The 18937-nt window shown below is 34.0% G+C and carries 10 protein-coding genes; 4 read left to right on the forward strand and 6 right to left on the reverse strand.

The features are described 5' to 3' along the window. Positions 1 to 59 precede the first annotated feature (59 nt). Both AAGD65_RS02210 and mgtE read right to left on the reverse strand, forming a co-directional pair. Entirely contained in the window at positions 60 to 3584 is a 3525-nt protein-coding gene (locus tag AAGD65_RS02210; protein WP_264683252.1) for an ankyrin repeat domain-containing protein, read from the reverse strand. Positions 3585 to 4061: 477 nt separating this feature from the next. Continuing rightward, positions 4062 to 5432, reverse strand: a complete 1371-nt coding sequence (gene mgtE / locus AAGD65_RS02215) for a magnesium transporter (protein ID WP_064085731.1) — start codon at positions 5430 to 5432, stop codon at positions 4062 to 4064. Positions 5433 to 5587: 155 nt separating this feature from the next. On the opposite strand from mgtE, the gene prfB reads away from it, so the two are divergent. Further along, positions 5588 to 6689, forward strand: a protein-coding gene (gene prfB / locus AAGD65_RS02220; protein ID WP_264683250.1) for a peptide chain release factor 2 whose coding sequence is annotated in 2 segments (ribosomal slippage) — positions 5588 to 5653 and positions 5655 to 6689 — 1101 coding nt in all. Because the reading frame shifts where the segments join, the coding sequence is not laid out codon by codon here. A gap of 174 nt (positions 6690 to 6863) precedes the next feature. Here prfB and AAGD65_RS02225 read toward each other — a convergent pair. Then, entirely contained in the window at positions 6864 to 8150 is a 1287-nt protein-coding gene (locus AAGD65_RS02225; RefSeq protein ID WP_264683249.1) for a Na+/H+ antiporter NhaC family protein, read from the reverse strand. A 173-nt stretch (positions 8151 to 8323) separates the two neighbouring features. On the opposite strand from AAGD65_RS02225, the gene AAGD65_RS02230 reads away from it, so the two are divergent. Both AAGD65_RS02230 and AAGD65_RS02235 read left to right on the forward strand, forming a co-directional pair. Beyond that, positions 8324 to 10702 carry an ankyrin repeat domain-containing protein gene (locus tag AAGD65_RS02230; protein WP_341810978.1) on the forward strand — a complete coding sequence of 793 codons (2379 nt, stop codon included), beginning with the start codon at positions 8324 to 8326 and terminating at the stop codon, positions 10700 to 10702. A 108-nt stretch (positions 10703 to 10810) separates the two neighbouring features. Continuing rightward, complete coding sequence (locus tag AAGD65_RS02235; protein ID WP_264683395.1) at positions 10811 to 11734, forward strand: RluA family pseudouridine synthase; 924 nt, start codon at positions 10811 to 10813, stop codon at positions 11732 to 11734. A gap of 7 nt (positions 11735 to 11741) precedes the next feature. Here AAGD65_RS02235 and AAGD65_RS02240 read toward each other — a convergent pair whose 3' ends face one another. Then, a complete protein-coding gene (locus tag AAGD65_RS02240; protein ID WP_264683247.1) occupies positions 11742 to 13004 on the reverse strand; it encodes an MFS transporter in 1263 nt (420 codons plus the stop codon). 35 nt (positions 13005 to 13039) lie between these two features. Continuing rightward, the gene (aspS, locus tag AAGD65_RS02245) at positions 13040 to 14842 is read right to left on the reverse strand and encodes an aspartate--tRNA ligase (RefSeq protein ID WP_264683246.1); all 1803 of its coding nucleotides are present in this window, start codon (positions 14840 to 14842) and stop codon (positions 13040 to 13042) included. 133 nt (positions 14843 to 14975) lie between these two features. Between aspS and AAGD65_RS02250 the strand changes: the two genes are divergently transcribed. Then, entirely contained in the window at positions 14976 to 16352 is a 1377-nt protein-coding gene (locus AAGD65_RS02250; protein ID WP_264683245.1) for an ankyrin repeat domain-containing protein, read from the forward strand. 61 nt (positions 16353 to 16413) lie between these two features. On the opposite strand, the gene mutS is transcribed toward AAGD65_RS02250, so the two are convergent. Continuing rightward, entirely contained in the window at positions 16414 to 18924 is a 2511-nt protein-coding gene (gene mutS / locus AAGD65_RS02255; protein ID WP_264683244.1) for a DNA mismatch repair protein MutS, read from the reverse strand. Positions 18925 to 18937 lie beyond the last annotated feature (13 nt).

Consider the following 18937-nt stretch of genomic DNA (forward strand, 5'->3'; position numbering starts at 1 on the left):
ACTTTATTTCTCTGTTTTTTTGAAATTCCCCTCATAAAATTAAATAGCTTACTGTAAAATTATAGTCTTAAGTCCTTGTTTGCAGGTTGTACAGAGACGCTGTTAAATGAAGATATAGGTGACCTATGAGTTAAGTTAACCGTGCTTTTATCTTCAAATTGCAATGCTTCACTTATATTTTCTAATTTTCTTTTTTTAGGTAGTGTATGTTCATCAAATGTCTCTAGGTTTCTTTTATGTGATTGTGTTTTTAAGTATGGAGCTGAGTACACAGTAGATTGAGGTTGATAGCAACAAATACTACTTGGGTAATAATTGTTAGTATAATGGTACAAATCATCGTTGAGTTCAAGTTTCACATTAGCTCCTTGTTCTAAAGAAAAAAGGGACCTAGCGCTGTCGTAGCAATGAAACTTAACATCGTAGTTCTGAGAAATATTATTACTAATATCCTCTAGATTCGTATTAACGTTATTCATTACAAGGTAGCGAACAGTGCTTGAGTGACCATATACATCAGCAAGGTACAAAGGAGTCATATGATCTTCATTCTGTAAATTTATATCAGCCCCATGCTCTACGAGGTAGCGAACAATTCCTAGGTAACCATACATAGCAGCAAAATGCAAAGGAGTCATACCATTCTTATCCTGTAGATTTATACCAGCTCCATAACCTACAAGGTAGCGAACAATTCCTAGGTAACCATACATAGCAGCAAAATGCAAAGGAGTCATACCATTCTTATCCTGTAAATCTACTGTAGCCCCGTACGCTAGAAGGTACTCAAAAATCTCCAAGGAATTATGTTCAACAGCATAGTGCAAATAACCTTTATCTTCTCCGTCCTTTAAATTTATATAAATCTTTTTTTCCTCTATAAAGTATCTAACGACCTCTAAGCAATTATTTTCAATAGCATAGTATAAAACAGTACTATCAAACTGAAAATATTCGTTATCAATAAAATACCTAACTATTTCTAGTCGATTATGGAGAGCAGCACAGTCTAAAAGGGTAAGGCTCGGGTCATCATTTACCTTAAAATCAGCCCCTTTTCCTATAAAGTATTTAACTAACGCTAAGTGACCATATATAACAGCATATTCTAAAGGAGTAGATCCATCTTTATCACCGACATTAACAATTTTACTTAATTTACTTGGATCTACATTCTCGAATATAAGCTTAATAACTTCTTCATTATCATCTATGGCCAGAAAATGTAAGATATTCATTCCGTAATAATCAGATTGAATAAATTCATTAACTAACTTTTTATATTCACTTGCATAATTCCAAATGGATATGATATGGCTTACATTTTTACAGTTATTATTCATCAATGATGTCATTATTTTTCTTAAAAATTTTTCTTCTCTTTCTTCTTTTCTTTGCCCTAACCTTATCATTTTTTGTACTTCTTGATGAATTTTTGCTATCCCTTTCTCTAATCCAATCAATGAGAACTGATTAAGTAGATCAAGTGCATCCAAAACCCTTTGTTGATTTTCTTTTGATTCCCCCTTGAAAAAAATTTCTTTTGTATTAATTTGATTAGGGTCCAGGTAAGCCATGAATACTAAAATAACATACGCTTGCTGCCCAACATTTTTTTCTTCTTTTATTTTATCAATGTTAATCTTCAAAGCTTTAAAAGATTTTTTATTAACAACTTGTGTCTCCAAAAAATCAGGTTTTGATTGCTGAGCTACTCTATATTCCTCCAGATATTCTCTAATACTAAGACCTTTTTGTTTAATGCATGATGTTGCTGCTTTCAAATCTAATGGAAAACAATTAAACTCTTCTATTAACTCTGATATAGATTTACCTTGTGATTCATCTTCCCCTAAGGTTTTTCGAGTAAATTCCTCGGCTTCTTCTTTTTTTAAATTACCCAACTTTATTTCTTCTATATCTTCTATTTCTTCTTTCCAATTCTTGTTAGGAGAAGTAATTAAAACGTAAGGTTTTTCTCTATTAGAAAAAACAGGGAAGCTGGATGGTAAAAAATTCTCAATCTCCTTATAACTACTAGCATCATCGAAAACAAACAAACTTTTTGTGTCTTGAAGATACTCATATACATCCTCGACAATAGATTTAATGTTTCTCTCTCTCCTTTGCTCACTTTTTCTAGAAATCCCTAACCTTTCAGCCAACCCATGAAATGAATTTGAAAGATTGGTACATGACGAGGCATCTATCCACATAATCCTTGCCCAAGTAGCCTTACGCCTTTCACTAAACCCATAGCCTCTAGCAAGTTCGCTTTTTCCTATTCCAGACTTCCCACTAATTAAGACTACTCGTGACATTTTTACTTCTTGACTACTACTGTGTAACCTTAGGTTCAAATTTTTTACCACCTCTTTTCTTTCAATGAAATTTTCTGGTGTCTTGCCAAAACTATAGGAAAATTGACGCCTATCTTCATCTTGCTTTCTAAGATGTTCTTTTACATCTTCTATATCTTTCCTTTTCACAGGATCTTGTTCATTAATCTCCTTTAATATAAAAAGAGCTAATTCTTCTTTTTTTTCATCATTTAAAATATACACATATCTTTCTATGGGTACTTCACTAGATACATACTTTTGTTTTACCTCCTCCCACTTTCTTAACTCCCATTCAAAGGGAAGCCGATAGCCGTATTTTTCAGCACAGTTATATTCCTCTAGATTATGTTCCTCAGAATTATATTGATAATAATTAACAGTTTCATCTTCTTCTTTTTTCTTTATTCCTACCCATTCATACAATTCTGAGGTTACTAAACTTTCACCACTTTGCTCATCTTTTACTTCATATCCAGGACGCGTAAAATATCCTTTCTTTTTTGACTTACCTAGAACAACACCTTGTGTTATAAGATCAACAGAAAAGTTTTGTTCCTCAGAAGTTAAAAGGTAATTCATTGTTCTATGTACAGCATCTATTGCTAACTTCTTAACTCTCCTATGATAAAAAGAGGGATTGATATCTACAACTTTTATGAATGGTACCTCAAACCTGTGAAAAATTTCTAAGCCAGCTTTTACTAAAATCTCTCTCATTTCAGCTTTGTAGCAAGGCGTAGTTATTGTAAAAATATTTTTCGCTCCTTTCTTATGCCGTTTTCCTGTAACACAATGATTGATACTCTCATTAACTTTAACACTAAATAATTTCAGTGGACTTGCTGGAATAGTATTATTCAAAACAGAACTAAAGCTGGCTGAAGCTTTGCTTATTTTTTGTATATTTGAGTCTGGTTCTGCCTCCTCAAAATATTTAGATAATTTTTCCTCGAATTCTTTAACAAAAGTCTTAACAAAAAAAGTTGCTTTTTTCACTATTTCATCACTTGTAATGCTTATACAGCTAAACATTTCTTCATCATCAGTCGATGTACTACTGCTGCCTATAGATGAAGATCTTGTTACTCTAGGGCTCTCTTGACTTCGTCCACGCTGAAGTTCTTCACTAGATGATCTATCTTCATGATTAAGACCTCCTTTTGCTCCTATTGTTGACTCATCATCTACATAATCCATTTGATTATCTATTACTTGTCCCTTTGTATTTTCTTTACCTAACATAAAGCCCCCTATATTTTAATATTCATATTTTGATTGTTTTGTCGTAAACCTCTTTTCTGAAGATTGGTTTCAACATTTGATTCTTATGCAGTTGTACCAAAGCAATTTACTGTAGAAACTTTATAGTAACCCTAAGTAACTTTAATTGCTGAGTAACAGTGTGTTTTTCTTTTTATTTCTTACTAAACTAGATATATGCCTAAGAAAGCTAGTATTGCTTTCCCAATGACATACATAATACAGTGCATCTAACACCATACCCCACATATTGATTACATTAAATTGTACTATAGCTAAAAAGATTTAGCAGAGCAAGGACTTTTTTGCATATTCTAGCATTTTATTTTAAAACTAAAGCAGCTCAGTTTCATGTACTTTTATTTCTTTATCGACTGTTATTTTCTTCTTCAATTCACCTGTGAGTAATGATAACGTGGCAGTTAAAGCTTGTAAAGCAATTTTTTTATATAGCAAGATTCAGCTATTTAATAAAAAGATCGTGGCTAGACCAAAAAATATAAGAGCTGAGAGAATATCAGTTGTTGCTGATGTTAAGATTGAAGACGAAACAGCAGGATCGGATCTTAAACGATGAAGCATTATAGGAATGAAAGTTCCGATGAACGTTGCAATAATTGACATCATAATCATGGAGACCACAAAAATCATCTCCACTTTGACATTGTGAAACCTTATTGCTAACACTACTAATGAAATAGTAGATAAGATCACCCCGTTTATAAGACCTATTAAAAATTCTTTCATCAGTATTCTTTTTGCATTTTGCTCAGTTAGATATTTTGTTGCGATTGCCCGGATAGTTAGTGTTACTGTTTGGGATCCTGCATTTCCGCTCATCGATGCAATGATTGGCATAATTATTGGCAGTACTATAAAACTTTGTATTACGTTATCGAAAAAGCCAACTACTATAGAACATATTGTTGCAGCTAAGAGGTTAAACAGTAACCAAGGTAGTCTTTTAATTATAGTTTTATGTATAGGGGCATTTATATCAGATTTAGAAGATACACCGCTTATTTTAAGCACATCCTCTTCTGCTTCTTGTTGAACAATTTTGATTACATCTTCAATAAGGATTACACCTATAATTTTACCATTCTTATTTACTACTGGAGCTGATAATAGAGCGTAATCTTTAAATATTCTTGCTACTTCTTCTTGGTCCATTCCAGTTTTTATTATTTTTATATCTTGACTCATTATCTCTTTTATTATTGTTTCTCCTGAGTGAGATATTACCTTATTTAAGTTGAAAATGCCTATGGGTTCTAATTTTGAGTTAATGATGAAAATTTGATAAAATGTTTCTGGTATTTTTTTATAGTTGCGTAAGAATTCCATTAGCTGATTTATCGTCCAATAATATGGAGCTATAACCATATTTTTATGTATCAACCTTCCTGCACTTTCTTCTGGGTATGATAACAATTCCTCTACTAATTTTTGAGTTGCATTGGGTAAGTAGTTAAGTATATTTTCTATAGACTTTCTATCTAAATCTTTCACTATAGCTACTATGTCTTCTATATCAAGAAGCATTAGTAACTTTGCTGTATTTTCTATTCCCAATATTTCTATGATCTCTACTTGTAAATCTGGTACTACATGTACTAAGGCATCACTTAACAAATGTTGATCGAGGATATTAACTAATTTCTCCCTGTGATCACTGATCGAAGTAGATAAAAAATAAGCTAACTGAACGCTATCTATCGTTTTTACAATATTACGAACATTCTCTAATTCTTGATTATCGAGAGACTCTATTAAATCATCAATAGCCTTTTTGTCTAAACCATAATGAGAACTTGTTTTAATATTCATTACTTTACCTTATTTTTTTAATAAATATACACACTTGATTTTATTGAACATTCAAGTATAATAAAATTATTTTGAATTAACTATTATATGGTTAAATTTCTATTTTGTTTGCTGTTATTGTTAGTGATAATAAATATATTAAAGTCTAAAGTATAATGAAAACCCATCCAGAAATCCTTGAATACTTTCAAGGCTTAAATAAAAGTATTTCTCTTATCAGGAGGTGTCTTTGACATAGAAAAATTGAAGTTGCGTCTTGAAGAGCTGGATTCTCAAGCGTTGAATGATAATCTGTGGCAAGACAATCAAAAAGCACAAGAAATTTTAAAAGAACGCTCTAAAATTAAGCATGACATAGAATCGTTTTCAAAGCTAGAAAGCAATTACAACGATGCTATCAGCTTGATGAAATCTGCTATTGATGAGAATGATGAAGAATTTTTTTCTGAAGTTAAAGGTGAGTTAGTAAAGCTAGAGAAATTAATCAAACTTAAAGAGACAGAATCCTTATTTACTGGTGAAGCAGATAACAATAACTGCTTTTTAGAAATCCACTCAGGAGCTGGTGGAACAGAGAGCAATGATTGGACTGAGATGCTCATGCGCATGTATACAAGATGGGCAGAAATTTATCACAATTTTAAAGTTGAAGTTGTAGAAAAATTAGATGGTGATGCAGTTGGTATAAAATCTACAACAATAAAGATCATCGGAGAAAAAGCTTACGGGTGGGCAAAAAGCGAAAGTGGAGTTCATAGATTGGTTAGAATATCACCATTTGATGCAAATGGTAAACGTCATACCAGTTTTGCAAGTGTAGGAGTAACTCCAGTGATTGAAGATTCAATAGATATTGTTGTGGATGAAAAGGATTTAAAGATCGACACTTACCGTGCTTCTGGAGCAGGTGGTCAGCATGTAAATAAGACTGAAAGCGCGGTACGTATTACGCATATTCCAACAGGCGTTGTAGCTCAATGCCAAAATGGTCGTTCTCAACATAAAAATAAAGATGAAGCACTTAAACTACTTAAAGGACGTTTATATCAAATTGAATTGGAAAAAAAAGAACAGAAAATGGCCGAAGAATATGGCAAGAAATGCGATATAGGTTGGGGCAGTCAGATCAGATCGTATGTTATGCATCCATATCAAATGGTAAAGGATTTAAGGACTGGACATGAAGTTGGCAATATAAATTCCGTTTTTGATGGCAATATAGATTGTTTCATAGTTAGTGTATTGGAGTTAAAATGAGATTTATTAAAAAGCTAAGTTTTATGCTCTGCTAATAAGGGGAAAAGAAAACCAAAATCTATTGAGAAAAATGGAACAATTTTGTGAATATATCTATTATCCAAGTAGCTGATGAAAATGGCAACTCGTTTCTTATGGGCACAAAAATGTAATATGAAGAGAAATCTTCGTACATTAAGTTGTAGCTGCGCAACGTCTGCCATTGATGATTATTTCACCTACTGTAACTGCTGCTAAAATAAAGCAGTAATAAACTTGTGTTAACAAAGAAATAGGTGAGACAGAAGCAATGCTACCTGCTAGCAGCAGCTGGGAACCATAAGGCAAAATGCCTTTTGTAACGCAAGCAAAAATGTCTAACAAGTATGCACTACGGTATGACGGAATATTATGCTTTTGCGCGAGCCTTTTTGCAATATCGCCACTTAATAAAATAGCAATGGTATTATTAGCAACTAAAACAGTAAACATAGATGCTATGCCCGCTATTACAAATTCAGCTTTAGTTTTTGTGATATTGCTTTCATCGATAAGTTTGTGTAATGCCTTTTGACCCTGCTTGTACATTATATGACTCAATCCGCCAATAAATAGAGCAAATATCACTATCTCGTTTACTTTTTTGAAACCGTCATATATGTCATGAGAGAGTTGAATGATAGTATAGTCAAAAAAAGTCATCCCTAATACACTAGCAACAATTATATTTATAGTTATTGTTACTAAAGTAGTAACTTCAAATAACCCCATGATTATTAAAGAAATATAAGGAATAATCTTTATTACTGATAAATAATCTAAATTTGATGTAGGAATAATTTTTGTACTATCTGCCATAATTGCCAGATAGACAAGCGTTATAATGCTGGCAACAAATGCTACTTTAGAATTCACTTTAAGTTTATCCTTTATCGTGGCCCCCTGTGAAGAAACAGATGCAATAGTAGTGTCAGATATCATTGAAAGATTATCACCAAATACGGCACCTCCAACTACAGTTGCAGTTCCTATTTCAAGACCAAAAGCCCCACTTTTTGCTAAGTTAACAGCTATTGGTACCATTAATACAACAACTCCCATAGACGTACCAATTGCAGTTGATATAAAAGCGGAAGCCAAAAATACTCCAGGCAGTAATAATCTTGCTGGAAGAAAATTGAGAATTAAATCAGCAACAGTATCTGCACTACCAATTGATTGAGTCACCACAGAAAATGCTCCAGAAAATAGAAAAATTAAACACATAGTAAGGGTGTTTTTATCGCCCATACCCTCGATGACAGTATCGATATTACGTTGAATTTTACCTGCACTACATGCAACAGCAAAAAATAGCGCCGGTAGTAGGCAAATTACCGGTGAAACTTGGCGAAGCGGATTATCAATTCCAATAAAGGAAAAATAGACACCACTTCCAAGGTATAAGATTAAAAAAATAACCAAAGGAAAAAAAGCTGTCATTTTACTGCCTTAAAACCTATGATTATAATCAATTAAGTGGTTTCAGGCAAGCTTGGTTTTCTGTAAGTTAATAACAGTCCTTTTAGACTCTCAAGTTACGCTATGGAAAATGCGTTGACTATTCTACCATAATATATAGCATCAAAAAATACTCTGTAGTATGAGGTAAAGCTATGGTAATGACATATGAACAGTGGAACATAATATTAGGTGTAATTGATCAAGAGGTAAATTTAAGTAAAGACAATGTAATTGAAAGAATAAAAGAGCTATTAAAGGAAGTAAAGATACTAGGGCAAGCAGAAACATCAAGAATGTTAGAAGAGATATCGCATGGATTAGAAGTATCAAGCAAGATTCCAAGAGTAAAAGAGACACAAGAGCCATTAAAAAAGAGACTAAAGGTGGTAAATGTACCGCAGACAAAAGAAGAAGCAAAAAAGATACTAAAGGAGTCAAGGGTATCAAATGCGCAACAGATGGTAAAAAGAATGCTAAAAAGGTTAGGTGTACAAGAGACATCAGAAGAATCAAAAGCAGTGGCGCTAGAGGATGTGCTAAATGCACGAAAGATCTCAGAAAAGGTACCAGTGATGCTAGATACACAAAAGATACTAGAAACACTAAATAGACTAAAGAAAGAAAGTGGAAATGTGTATAAAGAGTGGGAAGAAAATGAGTTTAATATAAATTATTGGTTTGAAATAGATTGTTTGCATGAACGCTTTTCATACACGTTATTATATTTAGCTATTGATTTTAAGCTGAACAATTTAATCAATTCTATGCTTAAAGTAAAAGGAATCGATATTAATGCACCAAGTCCGTTTTCCGAATGGACTGCTTTACATTGGGCTGTTGAAAATAGGAACACAGAAGTAGCACGCAAGCTAATAGAAGAAGGGGCAAATGTTAATCAGTTGGATTCATCTCAACGGACTACTTTATATCAGCCAGCTGTAAATGGCGATATAGAAATAACAAAAATCTTAGTAAAAAATAATGCAGATGTTAATGCAGAGGATCTAGCGAGATTGACTGCTTTATATGAGGCTGCCAGGAATAGCCATAAAGAAGTAGTAAAGTTCTTAATGAATAGTGGAGCAGATGTTAAGAAGAATGGGGCGCTTAAACTTACTCCTTTACATATTGCTGTTGCAAATGTTGATGAAGCAATGGTGGATTGTATAATACAAAACGATAAGAATATTGACGAAAATATTGAGACAGTGGATGTATTTGGATGGACTCCTTTATATTGGGCTGCTGCAAGGAATAATACATCAATATTAAGGAGCCTATTACAGGCCATATTACGATATAGAGCAAGTGTTGATATAGAGGATATGTTAATTGGGCGATCTCCCTTACATATTGCTGCTACGAATGATAATGTGGAAGCAGTAGAGCTCTTAATAAACTATGGAGCAGAGATTAACTATAAGGATGCATGGGGATGGACTCCTTTTAATTGTGCTGCTGCAAGAGGCAATATAGAAGTAATGAATTGTCTAATAGCCAATGGAGCAAATATTGAGACGAATGATCCACAGAAAATATTATTTTCTATTCATCCATATAATTTTCTAAAAGCAGTAAATACTATGATACAACTTGAAATATGTAAGGATGTGATAAAATTGGTGGAAACTGATTTTTTACGTTATGCTTCCAGAAATGGTAATATACTAATGGTATGTGCTTTATTAGCAGCTGGAGTAAATGTTAATGCAAGTGACGATTTAGGATCAACTGCTTTACATAAAGCTGCCAAGTATAACCATCCGAAAGTAGTAATGACCTTAATTTCATATGGAGCAAATGTTAATGCACAGAATAACTCAGGCGAATGTCCTTTAAGTTATGCTATCGAACGTAGACACTGGATAGTAGTAATGACCTTACTATTTTATTGCGCAAAAACTTCATTGCCTGATCACTGCGGTGAAACTGTAAAAGATTTAGCTGAACGTCAAGGTATAAGTAATCTTCTAATAGAAGCAGAAAAAAGAGTATCAGATATACTTACGCGGCTTAACTTAGAATTAAGTATACTCAGAAACAAAGCATTAATGACAGTGCAACACACAGATTCACATATGGTACAACACATAGCATCACATATGTTGAGAGAAATAGAATTACATCTATCTATCAGCTTTGAATTTATGATAAGAGACCAAGCTAATCAAATTGAACAATTACAGTATAACGCTAAACTTAATGAAAAAGGAGTAGTACTTATAACTGACCCCATTAAATGTATGCAGTTAGGAACTAACACTAAAGCGTGTCCAGCTGAAATGGATGGAGTAAAAGAACAAGTATTACATAGTCCTTGCAGGTGGTCATATCGCACTAAAAATGTTAATGTAGGAAGAATAACATCTTTAGCTAACGGCATTGAGTGTATGAAGTTAGGGCCTAATACTGAAGCGTGTCCAGGCCCTAGTACTAAAGAGCCTAATACTCACCTCTCTATGATCGAGAAACTATCATTGTTACCACTTTACTCAGCTGTAGGAAAATATGAAGCTGTTATAAATAGTTAAATAATCCTCTAAATTCCAGCACGTAGCACTCGATGCAAGTAGCTGAAACTGAGGAGTACATTAGCTATGTTAGATTTTAGTTTACACAATAAAATTTTTATAAGTAAGATGTCAGAAGGTATCAAAACTATATTAGTAGAAGACAATAACGTTAGGCTCGATAGGTACATCAGAAGAATTTTTCCCAATTTGAAACAATCTGCAATTGAGAAGTCTTTAAGGAAAGGATTAATCAAGGTTGATAATTGCACGGCAAAATCCAGCGATAGAGTGAATTCTGGGCAAACTATAACGATAAGATACTTAGATTATATTGAAAACACTAATTCTGATCGTAAATATAATGAAAAGTTAATGAATCTACTAAGAGAGAACATATTATATGAAGACGAATATATACTAGCTATAAACAAACCCGCAGGGGTCATCGTTCAAGGTGGCGTAAAAGTAAAGATTAGCATGAGTGATTTGCTTGACCAAATAAGAGAGGGAGAAACATTTAAAATTGTCCATAGGCTAGATAGAGATACGAGTGGAGTGATAATATTCGCACGCAACGCTAATGTTGCCAGATACCTTATGGAAGAATTTAAAGGACGTAGGGTAAAAAAAACTTACCTAGCATTAACTTCTGGTATACCGAGCAAAGATAGTGGAACAATAGACTATCCATTGGCAAAAAAATATGTTTCAGGGCAAGAAAAAGTGGTTATTGATGAAGACTCACCTCAAAATGCCACTACGCATTTTTCAATCATATCAAGGTTAAAACATAATGTTGCTTATTTAAAATTACAACCAATTACCGGTAGAACCCATCAGTTACGTGTACATTTAACTCATATAAATTGTCCTATTCTTGGTGATGGTAAATATGGTGGTAAAAAAGCTTTTATTGATGGAGTAGCAAATCAGATTCATCTTCATTCGCATTCTTTATCTTTAAAACTGCCAAATAATAAAGAAATCACTATTACTGCTCCTGTCCCTGGGCATATCGAAAAATCTATTGAAGTGCTGTCTTTCAACTGAAACGACTTCACCAATCAACTTTTCTGTCTTTGGCTTTAATTTGAAGCACAGATATTAGGCTAATTAATGCGCAGGCAGTAAGATAAATCCCTGCTGCAAGTTTTGTTTCGGTTTTTTCTATAAGCCACATGCATATCGATGGAGAAAGACCACCAAAAATACCTGCAGATATGTTATGTGCGAGGCTAAAGCCAGTGCATCTAACTTTCGTTGGAAACAATTCGCAGGCAAGAGAATTATATATTCCAAAAGATGCACCTATCGGCACACTTATTAATAGGAAAGTGAGCGTTACAATATAGTGGTTATCATGTGATAATAGCGAAAGTGCTGGCAAACTGATGCAAGCTAAAGCTACTAATGTGGGAATTATCACGTTTTTTCTTCCAACTTTATCAGACAGTATTGCAAACAGCACTGCAGACGTTCCAAATGTAATTTCAACCATAATCCTTACTACATTTTTAATATCAATATCTGAAAGAATAAGCTCTTTTACAGATATGTTGTAAAACATGATTACTGAATAAACAATTGCGTTTTGAGCAATGCCAAGTCCAATTGCTATCACAAATGCTCTTTTATAATTCTTGATTAATTCTAAAAAGGGAGAATTAGATAAGCTTTTATTTTGGTCATGAGTTTTATATGCTAGACTCTCTTCCATTATGTACCTTATTAAAAAGCCTATTACACCCATAACAGAGCAGAAATAGAAGAGCAACCTCCAGCCCCAAATTTCATAATTTTCACCTGTAAACTTTTTGCAAACAGCTATCATTACAAAGCATGTAATAGAACCAAGAGCACCACTAAAAGCTTTCATGCTACCTAAAAAGCCTAGATTTTTTTTATCGCTTGAATGCTCTATTAAAAAAGCTGAATTGATACTTGTTTCTCCACCTGCTGCCATTCCTTGTATTATTCTACAAAGCAGAAGTAATATAGGAGAAAATATTCCTATTTCTTTAAAGCCTGGTATGACCGCAATTGCGGTGGATGATATCGAAGCTAATGTTACGGAAGTCAGCAAAATTTTCCTCCTACCGTACTTATCTCCAATGTAACCAAAAATAAACGCACCAAGCGGTCTAAATCCAAATCCAATTGCAAAACTGGCAAGAAATTTGATTGTGCTTAAATAATCACTTTCTGAAGGAAAAAAAACGTTGCTTATTATATGCATTAAAACTCCAAACAGAGTTACTTCATACCATATAATCATATTGCAGATTATGCTTGATAGTATTGCTTTTTGAATATCATTCATGACTTCTGATTTACCACACTTCGCTATAAAAATTTTTATTCAATAACCTTTAAGGATAATTCACGTAAATGCTTATACTCTACTTCAGAAGGAGCACCCATTAGAACATCCTCACCTTGCTGATTCATAGGAAAACAGATTACTTCACGAATGTTTGGTTCATCGGCAAGTAGCATAACCATTCTATCAACCCCTGGTGCTATTCCACCATGAGGGGGAACACCAAATCTGAATGCACGCACGAGTGCACCAAATTTTGTATCAACTTCTTCTTTGCTGTAGCCTGCAATGGCAAAAGCTTTGTACATTATATTCAGTTTGTTATTACGAATTGCTCCACTTGAAAGCTCTATTCCATTACAAACAAGATCATATTGATAAGCAAGGATGTCTAGTGGATTATTTTCTTCTAAATCCTTCAAGCCACCATGTGGCATAGAGAATGGGTTGTGAAAGAAATCTATTTTTTTGCTCTTATCGTCATATACAAAATATGGAAAATCAATAATCCAACAGAATTTGAAGATATCGTCATCTATTAATCCCAATTCTGAACCTAAAAGAGTGCGCACTTTCCCTGCAATTGTTGCTGCTTCATTTTCCTTATCAGAAGCAAAAAATACACTATCTCCAGGCTTTACATTCGTTATTTCTTTTATGGAATTTAGCCTATTGTCATCGAGGAATTTAGCAATTGGCCCTTTTGCAATGCCATCTTTATCAAACGTTATATATCCAAGACCTTTAGCGCCAAACTCTTTTTGCGCATGTTCTATTTTTTTATCAAAAAAACTGCGTGGTTCCTCTGCTGTTTTAGGAGCAGGGATGGCTCTGACTACCATACCTCGCTCGATATTGCTTTTGAAAATATTGAACTCTGAATCACGGAAAATTTCTGTTACATCGCTAATTAATAATGGATTACGCAAATCTGGCTTATCAGAGCCATATTTGAGCATTGCATCTTTGTATGTAATGCGTGGAAAATCTTTATCGACAGACTTGCGAGAAAATTTCGCGAACACTTTATATAAAGTAGATTCAATAACCTGAAATATATCTTCTTGAGTCACAAAAGACATTTCAAGGTCGAGCTGATAAAACTCCCCAGGAGAACGGTCAGCCCTTGCGTCCTCATCACGAAAACAAGGTGCAATTTGAAAATATTTATCAAACCCTGAAACCATAAGCAACTGCTTAAAAATCTGTGGAGCTTGTGGTAATGCATAGAATTTACCAGGATTTAGTCTGCTTGGCACTAAGTAGTCACGTGCACCTTCAGGAGAAGAGGCAGTAAGTATTGGAGTTTGAATTTCCAAAAATCCTTGCTCTATCATGAGCCTCCTGAGCTCTGAAATGATCTGTGAGCGTAGAATAATGTTGTTACGGGCTTTTTCACGTCTTAAGTCAAGAAAACGATATTTAAATCTCATGTTTTCTGGGTATTCTTGCTCACCGGCGATACTTGCTAATATACTCCTTTCTTCTTTTGCTATTTCTTCATCACAGTGGAACTCAACTTCCGATTCAACTTGTAAATTACTAACTATAACTTCAATTTCTCCTGTGGAAATAGAGCTATTTACCGTGTCTTCAGTTCTAGCTTTGACTATTCCTGTGACAGTAATCACACTTTCTGATTTTAAATTTGAAATTTCATCAAAAAAGTCTTTGTCATTATTGAATACCAGTTGAGTAATTCCATAAAAATCTCTTAAATCAACAAAGATTAGGTTACCATGGTCACGTTTACGGTACAGCCACCCAGAGAGAGTAACTTCCTTTTCTACATCATTCTTCCTTAATTCATTACACGCGTGAGTTTTATAGCAGTTCATTTAATTGAAATTTCTAGAATACAGAAAGATTATAAAATAAATTAACCTTTGGGCAAGCTAATATCTAAAAATCCTTTACAAACAATTCTGATTTGGATATAATTTTTTTGATTGTGTGTGTTGAGGTATACTTATGAATTCTGAAGAATTAGAGGAAATGTTGGCTAAAAAAAAGAGGGTGGATGCTGTAATAAAAGATCTTGTTGATACTGTTACCAAAAATGATTCAGAAAAAGTAAAGTCAATTTTTGAGAAAAATAGTTCCATTATTCGAGATGTTGTTACTGACGTTAATTCCCAAAGCGGTACAAATTTATTAGGTGATGCTGTTGATGAAGAAATAGCTAAGTATTTAATAGAGCAAGGTGTAAGTTTCAGCGCTGCAGTCAAAAAGGCGATTATGAAAAGAAATTTAGGGTTAGTAAAATCAATCTGTGAGATAAATAAATCAATAGCTAAACATGAGTTACAGCAAAATCCTGAGCCACTACAATCTGCAACTTATGATCACAAATTTAATGATAAAATTGCAAGGTATTTGATTGAACAAGGTGCAAATCCTAATGCAACTGATCATCTTGGTCGTTACTTACTTCATCTGCAAATTGCAAAAAGCAATTTCAAAGGAGCTAAGGCTTTAATAGAAAACGGTGCGGATGTTAATTTAATAAATCAAGAGGTAAAAAGCTATCAGAGATTAATTATGGGTGGTAGTGAGTTGAAGGGTGAAACTGCGTTGAGTTTTGCAATTAGAAAATATTACGAATATAAAGGCATAGACGATCAAAAATCTGATAAAACCTTAAAATTTATAAGTTATTTAATAGAACAAAAAGCAAACTTAAATATCAAAAATTGTAATGAGATGGTCCCTTTAGATATTGCTATATTTCATAATTCTCCAAAGATAGTAGAATTATTGATAAAAGCTGGTGCTGATCTTAATGTTGGAAGGGAAAAAGCAGAAGGTGTTTTAAAGTATGCAATTACTGAAGGGCATATAGATATAGGGAAAGCTACAATTCGATATATTTTGGAACATGACTCACACTGGTTAACAACTTCAAATAAACCAGATCTTCTCAATGACCAACAAGAGTTATCAGTCTACTGGGACGAATATAAAGCTCAAGTTAAAGAACTTCATGATATAGTGGAAGATAGAATTGACTTGACTGGTGACGGCTCTACCCGTCCTATAATGAGAACAGTGAGTGGCTTTTTAGATCATGAAAGTAGAAAAAATCTAGTAAAATCATCATTCATATCTAGTGCTGAGGCACCAGAAAATTTTTGTCCGAGAAAGCTGGCTGTTATAAGTGTAGCTGCAATAACTTGCGCTTTAGCATTATATTTTCTTGCTCCATTAATCATTGGGTCTTCTGCTGGAATTGGTACTCAACTAGCATTAGGAGCTGTAGGTGCAGTTGTAGGTGGTGGAATTGGAATCTTGACCAATGTGGCAATAGATCAATGCTACGTTAATTCAGCTACTCAGAAAGCTGACTAAAATTAAAGCGCCATAGATTGCTAAAACTCCATAATTGTGGAGTAATATAATGTTACTTTCCTCAAGCCTTTAGCTCCTCAAATACTTCTCTTGCTCTGTTTAAAACAGAATCAGGAAAACCAGCAAGTTTTGCTACATGTATTCCATATGACTCATCTGCAATGCCTTCAATTACTTCATGTAAAAAGATGACTTCTCCTTTCCATTCTTTTATTTTCATACAAAAACATTTCACATTTTCTAAGTATTCACCTACTTTAGTCAATTCATGATAATGAGTTGCAAAAATGGCGCGGCACTTATTTACATTGTGAATATGTTCAATCACCGCCTGTGCAATAGATAATCCATCATACACTCCTGTGCCCCTACCAATTTCATCAAGTATCACCAAGGAACGGTCCGTTGCCTGATTTACTATCGTTGCTGTTTCGATCATCTCTACCATGAAGGTAGAATAACCAGCTGTTATATTATCCGTTGCGCCAACCCTGCTGAATATCTTGTCAATCACTCCAATATGCGCACTCTCTGCTGGCACAAATGACCCCATGTGAGCTAAAACTGCAATGAGAGCGTTTTGCCTCAAGAAAGTGCTTTTTCCAGCCATATTAGGACCAGTAATTAGATGTATACCAGCTAAATTGATTCTATTTGCAATGAATTTATCGTTAACTTCAACCACTGGATGTCTTCCGCTACAGATATTGAACTCTTTGCTGTCATCAATGATGGGTTTTACGTAATTATTTTGCACTGCAAGCTCTGCAAACGCGGTTCTAATATCAAGTTTTGCCAAAGCATTTGCAGCAAGAGCAATTTTTTCAGATTCTTTAGCGACTTCACTACACAGTTCACTAAAAATTTTCATTTCTAAGCCGATTGCAGCATCACGTGCCGTAAGAATTTTATTTTCTAGTTCTTTCAACTCATTAGTAGTGTAGCGCATGCTATTTGCTAAGCTTTGTCTATGAATAAATATATCCGAAGTTATTTTGTGATTTGCCGACACTTCAACGTAATAACCGAGTATGTTGTTATGTAATATTTTAAGTGCGGCAATACCAGTTAGGTCGCGATAAGATTCACGGAGTTTGGTTATTAGTTTATTACTATTATTTAATATGTAGGATAACTCAGATAATTCTGAGTTGTATTTTGAGTGAATAAATCCTCCTTCTTTCACGGAACTGAGGTTATTATCGAGTATAGCACTATTTAACAGTTCAAATAGGTCTTTATGATTGCCAAGGCTTTTATGTATTGTGCTTAGTTCACTTTCGTCACTACTTATCACCTGAGTAGTAGACACTGGTTCCTTTTCTCTGGTCAAGCACTGGAATGACATCTGAGAGTTAATTTCTGATTTTTCACTTAAACAATAATTATGCAAGGTAGACAGAAACTCAGACAACTCTAAAGTTTTTCCTAGGCCTATTTTTAATAGGTTCATATCCTTTGGTGAACCACGCCCTAGTATTAAGCGCGATAAAGACCTCTCAATATCTGGAATGTTAGATAATATCTCTCGTATTTTTCTGCGTGGCTCATGATTATTTACAAAAAATTGAGCGGTGCTGAGCCTCAAATTAATTGCCTTAGAGCAAGCAAGGGGTGAAGCGAGCATTTGTTTGAGCAGGCGTCCACCAGAGGCTGTTACTGTGTGATCAATAACTGAAATTAGTGAACCTTTCTTTTCACCAAATTGAGTTGAAAACAACTCAAGGTTTCTCCTTGCTGAAGCATCAATAAGCATGAAATTTTGTTGCTTATAGGTTTTTGGGAATTCAAGCCTTGGAATGGAGCCCCTTTGTGTTACTCTGACATATTCAAGCAGTGCACCACACGCCATGATTTCTACTTTGCTGAAATTTCCTATACTCCCAAGTTCCCTGATTTTATAAAACTCGCATAACGTTCTGTGAGATTTACTATACTCAAAAAAGCTCTGTGCGTGTTGCGTAATTGATATTTTATAATTTTTTAAAATCGATCTAATTTTTTCGTCCTCAGTGAATTTTTCAGAAATTAATAATTCTCTTGGTGATATACGCAATAAATCACTATCTAGAGCCTTCAAACTCGTTAAAGTGTGAAAAAATTTTCCCGTCGATAATTCAAGCCAACTAATAGCATATTCGTCATTTTGTTCAACTATGGACGCGAGATAATTATTGCTTTTATCCTCCAGTAGCGAATCTTCTATAATTGTACCTGGAGTTACAACTCGTACTACATCACGTTTTACTATGGATTTATAGCCCCTCTTTTTTGCTTCATCAGCAGTTTCTAATTGGTCACAGATTGCTACTTTGAATCCTAAATCTATTAACTTGTGTAGGTAAGATTCGCTACTGTGTGCTGGCACTCCACACATTGGTATTTCTTGCCCATTTGAATTGCCTTTCTTGGTTAGCACTATATTCAGCAATTTCGCAGCTTTAATAGCATCATCGAAAAATAATTCATAAAAATCGCCCAGTCTATAAAACAATAGATGATCCGTGTATTGAGCTTTCAAATTTAAATATTGCTCCATTACAGGGGTATTTTTTTCTCTTATTAAGTTCATAACATTTTTAAAT

The organism is Wolbachia endosymbiont (group B) of Chesias legatella (assembly GCF_964026945.1).
Classification (GTDB): Bacteria; Pseudomonadota; Alphaproteobacteria; order Rickettsiales; family Anaplasmataceae; genus Wolbachia.

Excerpts from the sequence above, each read along its gene's own strand:
- mutS (WP_264683244.1), bottom strand. The coding sequence starts at position 18,924 with ATGAACTTAATAAGAGAAAAAAATACCCCTGTAATGGAGCAATATTTA.
- AAGD65_RS02210 (WP_264683252.1), bottom strand. The coding sequence starts at position 3,584 with ATGTTAGGTAAAGAAAATACAAAGGGACAAGTAATAGATAATCAAATG.
- mgtE (WP_064085731.1), bottom strand. The coding sequence starts at position 5,432 with ATGAATATTAAAACAAGTTCTCATTATGGTTTAGACAAAAAGGCTATT.
- AAGD65_RS02240 (WP_264683247.1), bottom strand. The coding sequence starts at position 13,004 with ATGAATGATATTCAAAAAGCAATACTATCAAGCATAATCTGCAATATG.
- AAGD65_RS02225 (WP_264683249.1), bottom strand. The coding sequence starts at position 8,150 with ATGACAGCTTTTTTTCCTTTGGTTATTTTTTTAATCTTATACCTTGGA.
- AAGD65_RS02230 (WP_341810978.1), top strand. The coding sequence starts at position 8,324 with ATGGTAATGACATATGAACAGTGGAACATAATATTAGGTGTAATTGAT.
- AAGD65_RS02250 (WP_264683245.1), top strand. The coding sequence starts at position 14,976 with ATGAATTCTGAAGAATTAGAGGAAATGTTGGCTAAAAAAAAGAGGGTG.
- AAGD65_RS02235 (WP_264683395.1), top strand. The coding sequence starts at position 10,811 with ATGTCAGAAGGTATCAAAACTATATTAGTAGAAGACAATAACGTTAGG.
- aspS (WP_264683246.1), bottom strand. The coding sequence starts at position 14,842 with ATGAACTGCTATAAAACTCACGCGTGTAATGAATTAAGGAAGAATGAT.